Source organism: Azospirillum brasilense (genome assembly GCF_005222205.1).
GTDB classification, from domain to species: Bacteria; Pseudomonadota; Alphaproteobacteria; order Azospirillales; family Azospirillaceae; genus Azospirillum; species Azospirillum brasilense_G.
This window is the reverse complement of record NZ_CP032350.1, coordinates 180,226-194,238: the sequence shown is the minus strand read 5'-3', so window position 1 is coordinate 194,238 and position 14,013 is coordinate 180,226. Positions and strand designations below refer to the sequence as shown.

Genomic DNA, 14,013 nt, shown 5'->3' with positions numbered 1-14,013 from the left:
AATCCGGTCCTGGATTGGGCATGCCTGCATAACCATCGACCCAAAGATCAAAGCCGATCAGTCGGCATTCCGGATGTTTGGCGGCGACAGCACACAAGCTCCGCCCCGGCGGACACCGATTTCCAGATAGGTTGCCGGTTGCAAAATGTCGCACAAGCCAAGCAGGACGGTTACGATGTCGGCATACATCCAGTTGGAGCCGAAGCGCCGCCGACCCTGCGTCAGGAAATCGACCAGAAACTCGGAATAGGAGTCCGGTTCCAGCCGCTTTATCAGCGCCATGGCTTCTTCGACATAGGGACCGTCGATGAGGCGCTTTCCAACCGTCCCGGCACCGGCGATCAAAGGTGGATACCATGGTGCATGACCCGAGCGGCTTTCGTACGCCAAAGCCCCCACACTGCGGCCAAGCGCCAGCAAGGCCGGAAGGCGCCATATGTTCTGCCCGTTCATCATCCGAAACAAACCTCTGATATTGAGCCGCAAGGCGCAGGAGCCTGTGCCCAGAGTCTCATAGAGACGGGGGATTTCCAACCGCTTCCCCGGTGGCCTTGTTGAACAGTTTGTTCGGTATCTTGGTCATTCAGTGATGGGGTGGCGCCGTGAAGCGTACCGGGTTTATCGGAATCCATAATCGCCACATTGACGTTGCAGAACGACGGCTCGCCAACGCCGCCATAATTTCAGAAAGCGGTCAAGCGACTTGCCGGAGCGTCATCAGGAGGTATGAGCGCCGCACCAATTCATTCGCCATTCCCTCTCGGCTCGGGCACCGCAAAACCACGCAGGGTGAATTTCGTGCTCGGCTCTCGAAGCCGTTCAAGAAGCACAAGACGGAAACCCGCCCGTTCGATCAGGGCCGCAAAGGAGGTTGGGCTAAACACATGATGATGCTCAATGAAGAACTCTTCGCGACCGGCCCCTTCCTCGGCTGCGGCTTCCCCATCAGGCAGTTCGACGTACAGGAAGCCGTGCGGAAGGAGCAAGTCCCGTGCGGCGCGCAGAAAAGCGACCGGCGCCTCAACATGCTCCAACACCTTGTTGAAGGTGACTGCATCATATCGCCCCAGAGCAGAACGATCGACGGTGAGGAAATCGCCAGCCACGGCCTGCACCCCAGCAACCATGCGGGCATGTGCGGCGGCGCGCGGATCGGGATCAAGGGCCGTGCAGTCCCACCCCGCCGCCTTCATACGGGCTGGGAAAACAGCCAGACCAGACCCGACGTCGAGCAGACGCGGGGACACCCCTGCACCGGAAAATGGCCCGTCGCGAAATCCAGGATTCTGGCCGCGCGCCCGGCATTGTCGGAGCGATCCGCCGGAAGCGCCATGATGCGCTCGAAGGTCGCGGCTAGGCGGTCGCCATAGGTCTGGCCCGCATAAGCCCCGGTGTAGAGATCAGACAGGTCGATATCGTGCCGGGAAAACCAATGCCCGCACAGGCGGCAGTGGTCATAAGCCCGCCGGTAGGCTCCATCCAGGACGAATCCGGTTTCCCCTTGCGGTGGCGCCTCATAGGTGAAGGTTTCCTCGCGATAGGCTCCATCGCAAGGGCATTCCAGGGTCGGGCACGGCCCCTTGGTCACGGCGCGCCCGCCACGGCCTGATCCAGCGCCTGACAGGCCTCGTCGCTGTCCAGCCAATGGACGATCCGCAAGTTCTCGGCCTCAAGATAGGTATAAAACGCATCCTCCGGCCACGCTCCACCAGAAGCAGAAAATACCGCCCCGTTCCGCGGTTCTGGATCAGCACCCCCCGCCAGCCCGAACCCCGCGAGCCGTCCGTTGAGGGAGGGCGTGGCGTAGAAGCCCCAATCCTTGCGGGCAAGATCGTATTCAGCCCCTGTCTTGGTGACAAAGGTGACCTGTTCGTCCGGTTCCAAATCCAGGCTGCCACAGTCATTGATCTCGATGGTGCCGTCGGCGCCTACGGAAAAGCGGCGCGGCGGGTTCTTGGATCGAAGCGCATCGATCAACTCCAGTCCAGTCGGGATCAGGAAATCGGGAATGGTCCAGACGCCGCCCTGCCGATGCCAGACCGCCTTGTTGCGGAATGTTTCCGCAATGCTGTGGAGGCGATCTTCCGTAATGTCCAGAAAGCCGCACAGACGGGCAATGTCGTCGTGCGGCGTGTCGTCGCCGCGGGCCCGGATGATGGCGATGGCATCCGCCCGGCCAATCCGACCATTGCGGATTTCCAGACTCAAATTGTCAAACAGGCGGGTGAAGCCGAACTTGTGCCACTTAAACCAATGGTGGACGGAGATGAAGTCGTCGTCGATGTCGGCATAGTCATACAAGCCCGTCCGCGCGCCGCGCGGGTCGGCGCGAAAACCGTGGGTCCGCGCCACGGCGAGGCTGGTTTCCGGGTCCCAGGGAAATAATAGCCAAGGAAAACGGCCAGAGTTCCAGCCTGGGCCAGGGCACTCTCGTCTGGCAAACGATAGGGAAGCAGATGCCGCACGGTGATATCCCCATCCTCCCAATCGGCAGCGGCCGTGCCGTGTGTCACACCGAAACGGCGCAGCCATGCGGCATCGAGTGCAAAACCGCGGCTCTCCTCCTCCGTTCCACCATATTCGAAGGCCGAATTCTCACCCCAGACGATCAGCGGAATGCGCATCTGTGCCGCCAACCTGAGCGGAATGGAGAAGATCGCCATGTGCATCGGGATCGCCGGATCCCGAACCGCTCCAGCGCCTTCAGCATGAAGCGCCGCTCGGTTTGCGGGTCGATGGTGAAATCGATGTGATCGACCCCAAATCAATCAGATTGCGCAGGTTGGCCTCGCCGATCGCTGTCCGCCCGGGTGTGCGCCATGTGACGCACAGGGGCGTAGGCCATGCTCCAGACACGTCACCACCTGCCAAGTGCTGTCCTTGCCGCCGCTGACCGGGATCAGGCAGTCGTATCCGCCGTTGGCCCGCGCCCGGGCGTTGGCGGCCACCGACGCAAAATGCGCCGCGCGGTGGTCCCAGTCGATGACGCGCTGGTCGCGTGGTTGCGGCAGGCGTTGCACACGCCGTCCGCTCCGATCGTCAGGTTAGGACGGGTGTCTGGCAAGACGCAGGATCGGCACCATCTCATCCGCCGAACTCCTCCAGGAAGAGCTTTGCGTTTAGGAAATAGAACAGGAACTTGCTGCGGCTGTTGGGCAGGGTTCCCCGCTCCAGCAGGCTGCGGATACGATCTTTGCGGACATGCTCAAAAATCGGCCCGTCATCGAACAGCCAATGCCGAACCTCCGAATCGGTCGTGTCCAGCAGATCCTGGATCGGAGCGTTGAAACCGACCTTGCGCGGGTTGTCTATGATGGCATCCGGTGCAATCCCACGAACCGCTTCGCGCAGCAGCGCCTTGGCCCTCCCGTTCCGCACCAGATGACGGGCCGGTACCCGCTGGGCCGTTTCGGACAGTTTCCGGTCGAGAAAGGGCGAGCGGTTTTCGATGGACCAGTACATCGCGTTCAGATCATCCTCGTGGAGGATCGGCGGCACCGATTCATGAAAAGCTCGTTCTGCATGCGGTTGCGCAGCAGGATCGCGCTGTAATCGGTCTCTTCGAACGGCTCGTGCCAGGGCTGGGTCAGGAACCCGGCAAATTCCTCGGCGTCCAGATAGATGTGCCGCCGCTCCCCTGGGTCGCGCACGAAAAGCGCGGGGTCCTGCAGATAGGGATTCCGGACGATGGGCCGCACATGCGCCGACCAGTCGGCCAACGCCACCGCGTGCCGGCCCGGATCGTCGTGCACGGCGGCGAGATAGGCGTTGTGGTGGTCGAAATAGCCGCTGAATATTTCGTCCGCGCCCGTTCCGCTGACCGAGACTCGGTAGCCGTCGCCCGCGATGGCGCCCATCAGCAGCCATTGGACGTAATAGGTAATGGTGTAGACCGGAGCGTCATGCTGACGGATGAGGGTCCGTAGCCCCTTCAGAAAGCCGTCGCTGTGGATCGGCACGACGGTATGCCGCAGCCCGAGCGCCGAGACGGCCTCCTTGACCATCGCGGCTTCCTCATACCGCTCGTCCTTGTTCATCAGGGTGAAGCCATGGACGTCATAGCCGAACAGACGCTTGGCGATGGCGATCAGAGCGTTGGAGTCGACACCACCCGACAGACAGAAGGCCAGAGGCACATCGGCGCGCAGCCGGAGCTCGACAGAGCGAACAAGGGCCTCGCGCACCATCGTCACCGATTCCTCGAAGCCCAGCCCGTCTTCGACCGGGTCGCGCGTTGGCGTCCAGTACCGGCTCAGGGTTTCGCGCCCAGCCTTGTCGATGGAGAGCACGCAACCGGCGGGCAGTTCGCTCACCCCCTTGAAGAATCCCGTGCCCGCCCGCTTGTAGAGCGCCTTGTACCCGTTCACCAGATAGCGCTTGAGGTGGTCGAGGTCGGGTTCCGGCCAACGCCCGGCAAGGGCCGCGATGAACTTGACCTCCGACCCGAAATACAGCCCGTCGGCGGTTCGCATGAGGTAGAGCGGCTTCTCGCCGAACCGGTCGCGGGCCAGCAGCAGGGAGCCATCCGTCTCGTCGAGCAGGGCGAATGCCCACATGCCCTCGCAGGCATCCAGACCGCTCCAGCCATGGCGGGAAAGCTGGCGGGCCAGCACCTCGGTGTCGCTGTTGGTCAGAAAGGGCGGAGCGCCCTCCGCCAGAAGCGCACGCCGAACCTCCACGTAATTGTAAAGCTCGCCGTTGTAGCAGAGCGCCTGTCCGTCCAAACGGAGCGGTTGATTGGCACGCCGGTCGAGATCGATGATGGCGAGGCGGCTGTGCAGCAGGACCGCATGGCGTCCGTCCGACCAGGACCGCCGAAGCGCTCCGCGAGCGTTCGGCCCGCGTCGCGTCATTGACGCTTGGCAGGCCTCCAGACGGCTGTCGTCAAGGAACCGGGTGCCGATGTAACCGGCGATGCCGCACACGGGTCAGCCCTCCGCCATGTGGTCTAGCGTGAAGGCTTCGCCGCGGGCGACCGGCACCGCAAGCCGGCAGCCGATCAGCTCGCTTTCCCGTCCGGGTTCAAGACCCCTCCTTGGTCGCAGCCAGGTCAGATCCTCCAGCGCCAGGACATGGCCGGCGGGCAGATCGCGAACCGCAGCGATAGCCCGCCGGGCGGCGGTCATGTTCGCCAGTTCCGACGTCGCCGGCCGCTTGATTCCGTCGCCCAGCAGGGTTTCCGCCTCGCGCACCCGCCGCACCAGCTCGGCCATGTCTGACGGGTCGGCGGACAGGGCGTGGTCCCGGAAGGTCGAAAGGGTTTTGTCGAGCGTGAAGTGCTTTTCGATCACCCTTGCGCCGAGCGCCACCGAGAGGACTGCCGCCTCGATCCCGAGCGTGTGGTCGGAATAGCCGACTGGATGGCCCAGGCTGGCCATGCTCCGCAAGGCACCAAGATTGGCGTCCTCGACCGGTGCCGGATAGGCTGCCACGCAGTGCAGAAGGACAAGACCGGCCTGCGGCTTCTCCGCTGGCCTCTCCGTCGGCCGTTGCGCTGCGATATGCTCCGCCGCGCGTTGCACGCCAGCAAGGTCCAACATGCCGGTCGACAGCAGGACCGGCTTTCCCATCCGGGCCACCACAGCCAGCAGCGCAAAGAAGTCGTTGTCGCCGGAGGCCACCTTGAAAGCTGGCACGAGGGGAGCCAGGGCCGCCGCAGACTCCAGATCGAAGGGTGTGGACAGGAAGATCACACCGGCCCGCTCCGCCGTTTCGGCCAAGCGCGCGAACTGGTCATAGTCGAAACGGAACCGGGTCAGCTGCTCGATGCGCGCGGTATCGGTCGCTGAGACGAGGCGATCCGGTACGATCGTCTGGAACTTCACGGCGTCCGCGCCGGCTTCGGCGGCTCGGACGATCATCTCCTGGGCGCGGGTAAAGTCGCCCTCGTGGTTGTTGCCGATCTCGGCGATAACGAGCACCCGCTCGTTCAGGTCATGAGTCCCGATGCGCATCCGGTCAACCGTGGTGAAGGTGAACGACATAGTGGGAGGATACGAGCAGGAACCCCATCCGCCCATACAGCCGCAGAGAGGGAATGTTGGCGGCCTGGGTGCTGACCCGAAGACGGTCAACCCCGGCGATCCTGCCCGCGGCGAAGGCGATCATGCCGGTAGCCAGACCTTGGCCCCGTGCCGATTCATCTACGGCGATCAGGTCGATGACAAGGGTTCCCTTCTCCGGTCCGAGCAGCAGCAGGAATCCGGATGGCTCAGCGCCGGGCAAACCGGCAACCACCATCGCCGATCCTCGGCCCCCGTCGAAATAGCCGTCGATCCAATCGGCTCGGGTCATATCCGCCGTGGAGGCGGCAATCGCCGGGTCCAGATGGAAGCGCGAGAAGCGGAACGCACGGCGCGCCACCGCACGGACGGCATAGCGGTCGCCCGGTTCGGCGAAGCGCACCCATCCTTTGGGCGACGGCGTCAGCCCTTCCGCCTCGCGCTCAGCGGTCATCGTTGTGTCGACCACCCGGAAACCCGCGTCGAGGAGTTTGCCCAGAGCGCCCACGTCCGCCGTCGGCAGCCGCGCGTAGGCAAAGCCCTTCCGGTTGAGGACACCGGCCATGGCGTCGGCCCAGCCTGGCACCGTCGGATCGAGCCGCCATGCCGGTACGCCGAGCCGCTGCCCCAACCACGCGTCCCGCGTCCATCCGGCACCGTCGCGGGTGCCTTCTCCCGGAAGCGCGGCTGCGGTCATACAGCGGCGGCCTGCGGCGTCTTCTGGCGTTCGGCAAACAGCTTCTTGTACCAGTCGATGTAAAGGGGAAAGCCCCGTTCGACCGGGAAGCTGGGTTCGAAGTCCAGCAAGCGGCGCGCCTTGTCCATGGACAGGGTCCCACGCGAGGGCATGAGGCGATCCCGTGGGATGTAGGTCACCGAGACGTCGGGGAAGTGCGAGCAGACGATGTCGATCATTCCGGCGATCGAGCGCGACTGGCCAAAAGTCATGTTGAAGATCTGGTTGCGCGACCGCTCGTCCTCAATGATCCGCGCGACCCCATTGACGACGTCGGCAACATACGTGAAGTCAAGCCGGTCGGAACCGTCGCCGGCAACCTGCAATTGGAAACCTTGCAGCGCGTTCTCGATAAAGACCTGCCCGACCCGTCGACTGACGCACCGCTCGCCATACAGCGCCGACGGGCGAACGATGGTGTAGGGAAGATCGAAAACCTGATTGTAGGCGATGACCATCTTCTCGCCGGAAAACTTCAACGCGCCGTAGATGCCCAGAGGGTTGCACGTCGACTCTTCGGTCACGAAGCCATCGGGGAAATCGCCGTAGACCATGCTCGACGAGAAATAGACGAAATGCGTCCCGAACTGGCGCGCGTAGTCGAGCGTGTTTTCGAGGGTGCGAAGGCTGTGATCAAAGGTTGAATAGGGATCTTTGTTGGCGACGTTGGCGTGAGCGATGGCCGCGAGATGGACGATCACATCAGGCTGAAGCTCCGCCAGAAGGCGACCCGTGGTGTGGTAATCACGCACATCGATCACATGGACCGGAATGTCCGCACTGAACAGCATCGACAGGCGCTGCTGGATCAGGCTGAGATAGAGATCGCGATTTGGCAGGTTGTTGGTGTTGCTTGCGAAGGCGTTCAGATTGTTGACCTGAAGGCTATCCAGGATATCGACCTTTGCGCCCATGGCCTTCAGGGACAAGGCAAGATTATGGCCGATGAACCCGGCGCCGCCGGTAATAACTATCTTGCGACCAGCCATCGCACTTGCCATCACTTGCTCTCCTTAACTGCATCAGCCATCGCATTGGCAATGTAAGCCATGTCTTCTTCATCCAGGTGAGGCCCCACCGGCAGCGCGATCGAATTGTTGCTGATCCGCTCGGCCTGGGGGAAATCGCCTTCGTTGAACCCGTATTTGCCCCGATAATAACTCATAAGCGGGACGGGGCGCGGGTAATAGATGCTGGTGCCGATCCCCGCAGCGTTCAGGTGCTTGATGATCGACAGCCGCCGCGCGGCCAGGGAGTCGTCAAGGATGGCGCTCAGGCAGTAATGGCTGCTTTCGCCGCCCGCCGGGCTGTCCTCAAGAAGACCGATCCCTGCGATCCCCCGCAGCCCGTCACGCAGAACGGCGCTGTTCGCCCTCCGACGCTCCAGCATGTCCGGCAGGCGTTCAACCTGTTCAATGCCAATCGCCGCCTCGATTTCGTTCATGCGGTAGTTGAAGCCCAGCATGGTAACGTCATACATGCCGGGGACCGTGCGCTCCCCAACCGTGCGGTCCACCCCGAAGGCCTTCTTGCGCTGAAGCTGCGCGGCAAGCTGCGGGTCCCGGCAGATGATCATGCCGCCTTCGGCTGTGGTCATGTGTTTCACCGGATAGAAGGAGAAGCAACCGACATCGCCATGCAAACCCGCGTGAATGCCGTCGAGCCGGGTTCCGATTGCCAACGCGCAATCCTCAAGCACGAACAGCCCATGTTGCCGAGCAAGCGCTGTGATGGCCGCCATGTCGACCGGAACGCCCAGATAATGGACGACGGCAATCGCACGGGTGCGCGGCGTGATGGCCGCCACCACCGCCGCCACGTCGATGTTGCCGGTTCCGGCCTCGCAATCGACGAAGACGGGCTTGGCTCCCACCAATTCCACCGCATGCGCCGTCGCGGTATGCGTCTGCGCCGGCACAACCACCTCGTCGCCGGGACCGAAGCCAAGATGGAAGTAGACGAGGTGCATGGCCGCCGTGCAGGACGCCACCGAGACCGCGTGCGGTGCCGCTGTGAAGTCGGCAAAGACCTCCTCGAACTTCTTCGCCAGCGGTCCGTGCACCAGAGTCGATCCGGCCAGAACAGCCATGACCGCTTGGCGTTCTGCATCGCCAATGATGGGTTTTCCAAAGGGAATGCTGCGCATCGGTATTCCACCGCTCCAGGTTTCAGCCGATTTCTCGGTAATGCACGGCGCACGGAGCGCCCTCAACGTTTGATCGGTCGATCGCCAGACACACGGACATGGCATCGAACACGTCCTGTTCTGTGACGTCAGGCCGCTCTCCGGTCAAGATCGCATTCACGAAGGCGGCAACCCCCGCCCCCTTGTCAGTGCCGGAGTGGAGATTGTCCACAAGTTCCACTGGATCGCCTGGATCGCGGGAGAAATGGTAGCGGGCACCGTCCGGCTCGTTCACAAAGGTGCCGGCGGTCCCGTAGACGGACAGGCGGTGAAAATGCGGGTGCACGCAGCCAAAGTTCGCCGCGACCTTGCCGACCGCGCCACCGCTGAAGCGCAGCGTTGCGACCACCATGTCGTCGAACCGGACCTGCGAGCCCTTGCTGGCGATCCGGTTGCCCATCGCGAACACCTCGGTCACCCGTTGGCCAGTGAACCAAAGCAGCAGGTCCACCATGTGGATCCCGCCCCCTTTCATAACCGAGTAGGACGGGAGGGCGCCGCGCCAGCCTTCCGTGATCTTGTGCAGGCGCCCATAGTTGTAATCACCTTCGACGTGATAGAGGGCCCCCATCGCTCCGGACAGGATGCGCGCACGCAGATCAAGGAATCGTGGTACCCGCCGGAGCGGCAGGTTCGAGCTGAGGCGGAGGCCGCGGTGACGCAACAACGCCCGGTAAATGCCGTCGAGTTCGACATCCGTCTGGCAGAGCGGCTTCTCCACGAAGACATGCTTGCCATGCTCCAGGGCGGTGACGACTTGCTGGAAATGAGCGTCGTCGTAGGAGGCGATGGACACTACATCAATATTCGGGTCGCACAGCACTTGTCCGGGATCAGAGACCAGGGAACGGCCTGGATGGCGGGCGCCGACGGCGGCCAACCGATCATGGTCGATATCGCATAGAACCGTGACGCGGCAGGCCGAATGACGTTCGAAGCCCTCGATATGCTGTTCCCCGACTCCGAGTCCGATGACAGCAGCTTTCAAAAAGGTCACGAAGCCTCCCCGGCGCGCGCGCCAGGCCAGAGCGTGGCAAGCTCCTCCAGCCCATAGTGCCAGTGCGGCCGTTCCATGGCCGCGACACAAGAACTGAACCGTCCCCAATCCGCCTCGGTGTCCACAGCCATATGCAGTCCCCTATACGGGCGCAGAGCCGTGAAATTTCTGATCCGGAAGCGCGAGGCGTTGCGATAGAAATGGAGGGTCACATGTTCGCGCACGTCGTTGGACATGTCGTCCAATGCTGTAAGAAACGTGTCGGTGCGGATCACCTCAACCGACTGCCCCGGTGGAAAGCTGCGCGGAAAGACATTGGAGACCAGATCGGCATCAGCCGATCGATACAGTGCCACCCCCTGGTCGATAAGCGCCGGATCGAGCAGCGGACTGTCTGCATTGACGCGCACGAAAGCATCGGCGGGATAGCGGCCCAATGCCCCCGCGAAACGGGCGGCCACGTCGAACAGATCGCCCCGGAAACAGGATACACCCGCTTTCCGGCACTCTTCCGCCACGGCATCATCTTCCCTCTGCTCCGACGTCGCCACGACCACGCCGGAGAGGGTACTGCATCGCGCGATCCGCTCCAGCAGGAAAAGGAGCATCGGCTTGCCGTCCAGCGGCCGCAACACCTTTCCAGGCAGCCGCGAGGACGTCATCCGCGCTTGAACGACGGCCTGCACGCGCATCACAGGAAACTCCGCCTCTTCCCAGGCGAAGGCCGGCAGTTCGGCTGTTGGAAAACAGTCAGGATCATAGGTACCGGCAGGCTGTCGTGGTCGGATACGGTCCTTCCTCGGGCTGGCGATTCCCGTGAAGCCGATTTGGCCCATTGTTGCCGAAAAAGGTTAAAGAAGATGAATTGCTGCTTCTGACGCGCTCTTTCCCACCATGAGTTGGCGTACAGTTCATAGGTGAAAGCAATTGCCTCTCCATATACGGACCTCTACACTGTGTTGTCACCGCACCGGGCGAATCGGAGTGGGCGGCATGCCGGGCGCGCTTTGTCCGCAGCTATCCAGGTTCTTCGTCATCGTGCTTCCCTTGCCCTCCCCCTTTGTGACCTGCTTGACGGAAAATCCCATACCCGATCAATCAATCTGGGTGACTGGCGCAGCGGGCTTCGCCGGGCGGGCAATCTTACAGCGACTGCGGGCGAGCGGACGCCGGGCCATTGGTCTGGGGCATGCCCCAGAGGGCTCACCTGAACGGGCCGATCCTCTGTTCTTGGCTGGAAGCATCGCTCCCGACCTGATCGAATTTGCGGTCCGGCGCTTCGGAGCTCCGGACGCCGTGGTGCATGCGGCCGGCGGTTCCTCCGTCGCAGCCGGCCAAGCGGCCCCTTTCGACGACTTCCAACGCACAGTGACGACGACGGCCAGCCTGGTCCATACTCTGGGCCGTCTGGCGCCCAATGTCCGCATTGTGTTTCTTTCGAGCGCCGCGGTATATGGAAACGCGGCTCCGGTTCCCCTCAAAGAAGACGATCCGTGCGCACCGGTTTCCCAATATGGCTGGCACAAGCTGCTGGCTGAGAAGCTCTGCCAGCAGGGAGCTGCTACCCACGGGATCCGTTGCGCCGTCATCCGCTTCTTCTCGATTTATGGCCCGGGCTTGCGCAAGCAAGTGCTCTGGGACGTTGGCCGGCGCCTTCTGACGAGCTCTGGCACAGTCGATGTCAATGCGACTGGAGAAGAAACCCGAGATTTCCTCCATATCGAAGACATGGTCGATCTGACGCTGTTGCTGCTGAACAGCAGGTTGCCCGACCCCATCATCATCAATGGCGGTACTGGACGGGCTGTAAGCCTCTCCGACCTCCTGGAAATGCTAGGCAAAGCCCTCAGCCCTGCCGCCAGCATCCGCTTCACAGGCACGGAGCGGCACGGCAATCCACAGCATCTCCAAGCGGACACAAGCCGTCTTTCCGCTCTGGGATTCATGCCGCGACGGTCGATTGAAGAGGGAATACTGGATTACGCCCTCTGGCTGCGCCGTGAGTCGGCGATAATATAAAGACAAAATCGGGCATCATCATGCATAAAAACGCTGAGTTGACGCTTCTTGTTTCATTATTCCGCAGCTATCATGGCTGGATGGGCGGCATTAATTACGTAACAAATTTCATAAAGACAATTGATTATCTTCCAGAACAGAAAAAGCCTTCAATTTATGTCTTCAATGATACGCCAGGAGAATGGCCGTCTTCTGTTGAGGAGGCTTGCTCACTGGACGTGGTGAAGGCTGTGATCGGCCCCCAAGGCGCCATCATCCGGGCTTCCGGGGACGAAGCCGGACGTTTTCTCCTCCATGTCCCCGCCGCGGAGCGGCGTCGAGCGATCGCGCGCAGCGTTACGGCCATCGTGCCGATGCCAATGGGCGAAACCCCTATGGTCACCACACCACGCCACTGGGCATGGATTCCCGATTTCCAACACCGGCGCCTGCCAGCACTGTTCAATGACGCGGAAAAACAATATCGGGACGATATCTGCCGCGTCCTGGCCGACCGCGACGGTCCGCTCATCCTCAGCAGCCGGAACGCGCTATTCGATTTTCAGGAATTCTTCCCATCCCATCGGGCCCGCCCCTACGTCTGGCCGTTCGTCAGTACCATTTCAACCGGCGAATCAGCACCGGTCCGCGCCGTGATCGAGAAATACAAATTGCCGTCGAGCTTTCTCTATATTCCTAATCAATTCTGGGTGCACAAGGATCACCAGACCGCCTTCAACGCCGTCCGCCTACTAAAGGAACGGGGTTTTCCCGTTGATCTCGTCTGCACTGGCAGCACGAAAGATTACCGTCACGACGGGTATTTTGAAACGCTGTTCGGCATCGTCAAGGAACAGGGGCTCGAAAGCTGTATCCGCCACCTTGGCGTGATTCCGCAAGATGAGCAGATCGCGCTGCTGCGGGCGTGCACCGCCGTTATCCAGCCATCCCTGTTCGAAGGTTGGAGCACCGTAGTGGAGGATGCGCGGGCGGTCGGCTGCCCGCTGATCGTCTCCGATTTTGCTGTCCACCGGGAGCAACTCGGCGCACAGGGCCATTTCTTCCGCGCCGGCGATCCTGAGGATCTGGCCGGTGTCATCGCGCGCGCCCTTCCGAACCTGCCGCCAAGGCGGGGAGTCGAAGCGGAACGAGCGGCTTGCGAGGCCAGTCTGATCCGCCGCCGCGCCTGCGCCGAAACCTTCTTGAATGATCTGGTACGTGAAAGCCGCCTCTGAAGACACTGCCGCCCCAGCCATCCGCTGGCTTGGCGGCATCCCGCCTCAACGAAACTGGGGATAAACCGCTTCCGGACGATCCTTACGTACGAAGAAGAAATCCACCTGCCAGAACGCCCGGTCATGATCGCGGAACATCGGCTCCCCCATGTCGATGCAGTGGAATCCCAGACTTTCCACATGCTGGCACATGGCGGGGAAACGCCGGCTGTCCTCCCCATAATTGTACATCTCGATCACCAGCACTTCGCAGCTTTCCAGGACCCGGCGAGCACCGGCCAGAATTTCGCGTTCCGTACCGTGCGTGTCGAGCTTGACCATGAACGGCCCTTCAAAGCCAAGCCGTTCCACCTCTTGGTCCAGGGAGACCTGCCGGACGGTCCATTGCGGCGCGCCCGCGTCGGGCATGGCCGTGCCACCGAACGGATCGTCGAAGGAGTTGGTGAACGGCGTCTCGCCGTCCTCCGCCCCGGCCGCCGCCAAGGTGAAAGTCATTCGGGGATCGTCTGCGGTCAGCGCCTGGAGCGCGCCGTTCCAATGCTCGAACGCTTCGACCAGATGATAATGCGCGTCCGGCCAAAAGCTCCGCGCCATTTGCGACCATCGGCCATCGGACGCCCCCACGTCGATCACCGTCCTGCAATCAATGCCGCGATTACGGATTCGCTGCAATGAATTCGCATGACTGAGAACATGCGGTGCGAAAGCCTCCGTGTTGGCCTCGATGACCCGCCAGATGGCTTTCTTGAACGAGTCGATGGCGCTGTCCGGCAAATCCAAGGTGGTTCTCCCAATTAATCGGCTCGACTGGCCGGAATCAGTGTACTCATGTCGCAGTGGCGTGCACCATGCGCTCGCAC

14 protein-coding genes and 1 pseudogene are annotated in these 14,013 nt (G+C 62.1%); 2 read left to right on the top strand and 13 right to left on the bottom strand.

Going from position 1 to position 14,013, the window contains the following annotated elements; translation table 11 throughout:
* Positions 1-57: 57 nt before the first annotated feature.
* The 12 genes and pseudogenes from D3869_RS32920 to D3869_RS32870 form a co-directional block, all read right to left on the bottom strand.
* Entirely contained in the window at positions 58-456 is a 399-nt protein-coding gene (locus D3869_RS32920) for a hypothetical protein (RefSeq protein WP_137143784.1), read from the bottom strand.
* 287 nt (positions 457-743) lie between these two features.
* Entirely contained in the window at positions 744-1,193 is a 450-nt protein-coding gene (locus tag D3869_RS34350) for a class I SAM-dependent methyltransferase (RefSeq protein ID WP_247896139.1), read from the bottom strand.
* Positions 1,190-1,588, bottom strand: a complete 399-nt coding sequence (locus D3869_RS34345) for a hypothetical protein (protein ID WP_247896138.1) — start codon at positions 1,586-1,588, stop codon at positions 1,190-1,192. The genes D3869_RS34350 and D3869_RS34345 overlap by 4 nt, the downstream gene beginning before the upstream one ends.
* The gene (locus D3869_RS34340; protein WP_247896137.1) at positions 1,585-2,352 is read right to left on the bottom strand and encodes a hypothetical protein; all 768 of its coding nucleotides are present in this window, start codon (positions 2,350-2,352) and stop codon (positions 1,585-1,587) included. Before D3869_RS34340 ends, D3869_RS34345 begins: the two co-directional genes overlap by 4 nt.
* Before the next feature lie 732 nt (positions 2,353-3,084).
* Entirely contained in the window at positions 3,085-3,867 is a 783-nt protein-coding gene (locus D3869_RS34335; RefSeq protein WP_247896146.1) for an asparagine synthase-related protein, read from the bottom strand.
* Positions 3,813-4,925 (bottom strand): annotated as a pseudogene (locus D3869_RS34330) (asparagine synthetase B family protein); the annotation flags it as partial. The gene D3869_RS34335 and the pseudogene D3869_RS34330, both read right to left, overlap by 55 nt.
* Before the next feature lie 3 nt (positions 4,926-4,928).
* A complete protein-coding gene (locus D3869_RS32895; protein ID WP_247896136.1) occupies positions 4,929-5,984 on the bottom strand; it encodes an N-acetylneuraminate synthase family protein in 1,056 nt (351 codons plus the stop codon).
* Positions 5,959-6,699 carry a GNAT family N-acetyltransferase gene (locus D3869_RS32890; RefSeq protein WP_137143681.1) on the bottom strand — a complete coding sequence of 247 codons (741 nt, stop codon included), beginning with the start codon at positions 6,697-6,699 and terminating at the stop codon, positions 5,959-5,961. Before D3869_RS32890 ends, D3869_RS32895 begins: the two co-directional genes overlap by 26 nt.
* Positions 6,696-7,739 carry an NAD-dependent epimerase/dehydratase family protein gene (locus D3869_RS32885; RefSeq protein ID WP_137143680.1) on the bottom strand — a complete coding sequence of 348 codons (1,044 nt, stop codon included), beginning with the start codon at positions 7,737-7,739 and terminating at the stop codon, positions 6,696-6,698. The genes D3869_RS32890 and D3869_RS32885 overlap by 4 nt, the downstream gene beginning before the upstream one ends.
* Positions 7,739-8,884: a DegT/DnrJ/EryC1/StrS family aminotransferase gene (locus tag D3869_RS32880; RefSeq protein WP_137143783.1), complete on the bottom strand. Its 1,146-nt coding sequence runs from the start codon at positions 8,882-8,884 to the stop codon at positions 7,739-7,741. The genes D3869_RS32885 and D3869_RS32880 overlap by 1 nt, the downstream gene beginning before the upstream one ends.
* Positions 8,885-8,906: 22 nt before the next feature.
* Entirely contained in the window at positions 8,907-9,920 is a 1,014-nt protein-coding gene (locus tag D3869_RS32875; protein ID WP_137143782.1) for a Gfo/Idh/MocA family protein, read from the bottom strand.
* Complete coding sequence (locus D3869_RS32870) at positions 9,917-10,612, bottom strand: cytidylyltransferase domain-containing protein (protein WP_175426717.1); 696 nt, start codon at positions 10,610-10,612, stop codon at positions 9,917-9,919. The genes D3869_RS32875 and D3869_RS32870 overlap by 4 nt, the downstream gene beginning before the upstream one ends.
* A gap of 301 nt (positions 10,613-10,913) precedes the next feature.
* Between D3869_RS32870 and D3869_RS32865 the strand changes: the two genes are divergently transcribed.
* Together D3869_RS32865 and D3869_RS32860 are read left to right on the top strand one after the other, a co-directional pair.
* Positions 10,914-11,939 (top strand): NAD-dependent epimerase/dehydratase family protein, encoded by a 1,026-nt coding sequence (locus tag D3869_RS32865; protein WP_137143780.1) that lies wholly within the window; start codon positions 10,914-10,916, stop codon positions 11,937-11,939.
* A gap of 20 nt (positions 11,940-11,959) precedes the next feature.
* Positions 11,960-13,153 carry a glycosyltransferase gene (locus D3869_RS32860; protein WP_137143779.1) on the top strand — a complete coding sequence of 398 codons (1,194 nt, stop codon included), beginning with the start codon at positions 11,960-11,962 and terminating at the stop codon, positions 13,151-13,153.
* A gap of 45 nt (positions 13,154-13,198) precedes the next feature.
* Here the strand turns inward: D3869_RS32860 and D3869_RS32855 are convergent, their stop codons facing one another.
* On the bottom strand, positions 13,199-13,933 hold the full coding sequence (locus tag D3869_RS32855) for an FkbM family methyltransferase (RefSeq protein WP_137143778.1): 735 nt from the start codon (positions 13,931-13,933) through the stop codon (positions 13,199-13,201).
* Between the last annotated feature and the right edge of the window lie 80 nt (positions 13,934-14,013).

What these genes read in the sequence shown, in the direction of transcription:
- D3869_RS32920 (WP_137143784.1), bottom strand. Translation starts at nt 456, where the DNA reads ATGATGAACGGGCAGAACATATGGCGCCTTCCGGCCTTGCTGGCGCTT.
- D3869_RS34350 (WP_247896139.1), bottom strand. Translation starts at nt 1,193, where the DNA reads ATGAAGGCGGCGGGGTGGGACTGCACGGCCCTTGATCCCGATCCGCGC.
- D3869_RS34335 (WP_247896146.1), bottom strand. Translation starts at nt 3,867, where the DNA reads ATGGCTGCTGATGGGCGCCATCGCGGGCGACGGCTACCGAGTCTCGGT.
- D3869_RS32895 (WP_247896136.1), bottom strand. Translation starts at nt 5,984, where the DNA reads ATGTCGTTCACCTTCACCACGGTTGACCGGATGCGCATCGGGACTCAT.
- D3869_RS32890 (WP_137143681.1), bottom strand. Translation starts at nt 6,699, where the DNA reads ATGACCGCAGCCGCGCTTCCGGGAGAAGGCACCCGCGACGGTGCCGGA.
- D3869_RS32885 (WP_137143680.1), bottom strand. Translation starts at nt 7,739, where the DNA reads ATGGCAAGTGCGATGGCTGGTCGCAAGATAGTTATTACCGGCGGCGCC.
- D3869_RS32880 (WP_137143783.1), bottom strand. Translation starts at nt 8,884, where the DNA reads ATGCGCAGCATTCCCTTTGGAAAACCCATCATTGGCGATGCAGAACGC.
- D3869_RS32870 (WP_175426717.1), bottom strand. Translation starts at nt 10,612, where the DNA reads ATGCGCGTGCAGGCCGTCGTTCAAGCGCGGATGACGTCCTCGCGGCTG.
- D3869_RS32865 (WP_137143780.1), top strand. Translation starts at nt 10,914, where the DNA reads ATGCCGGGCGCGCTTTGTCCGCAGCTATCCAGGTTCTTCGTCATCGTG.
- D3869_RS32860 (WP_137143779.1), top strand. Translation starts at nt 11,960, where the DNA reads ATGCATAAAAACGCTGAGTTGACGCTTCTTGTTTCATTATTCCGCAGC.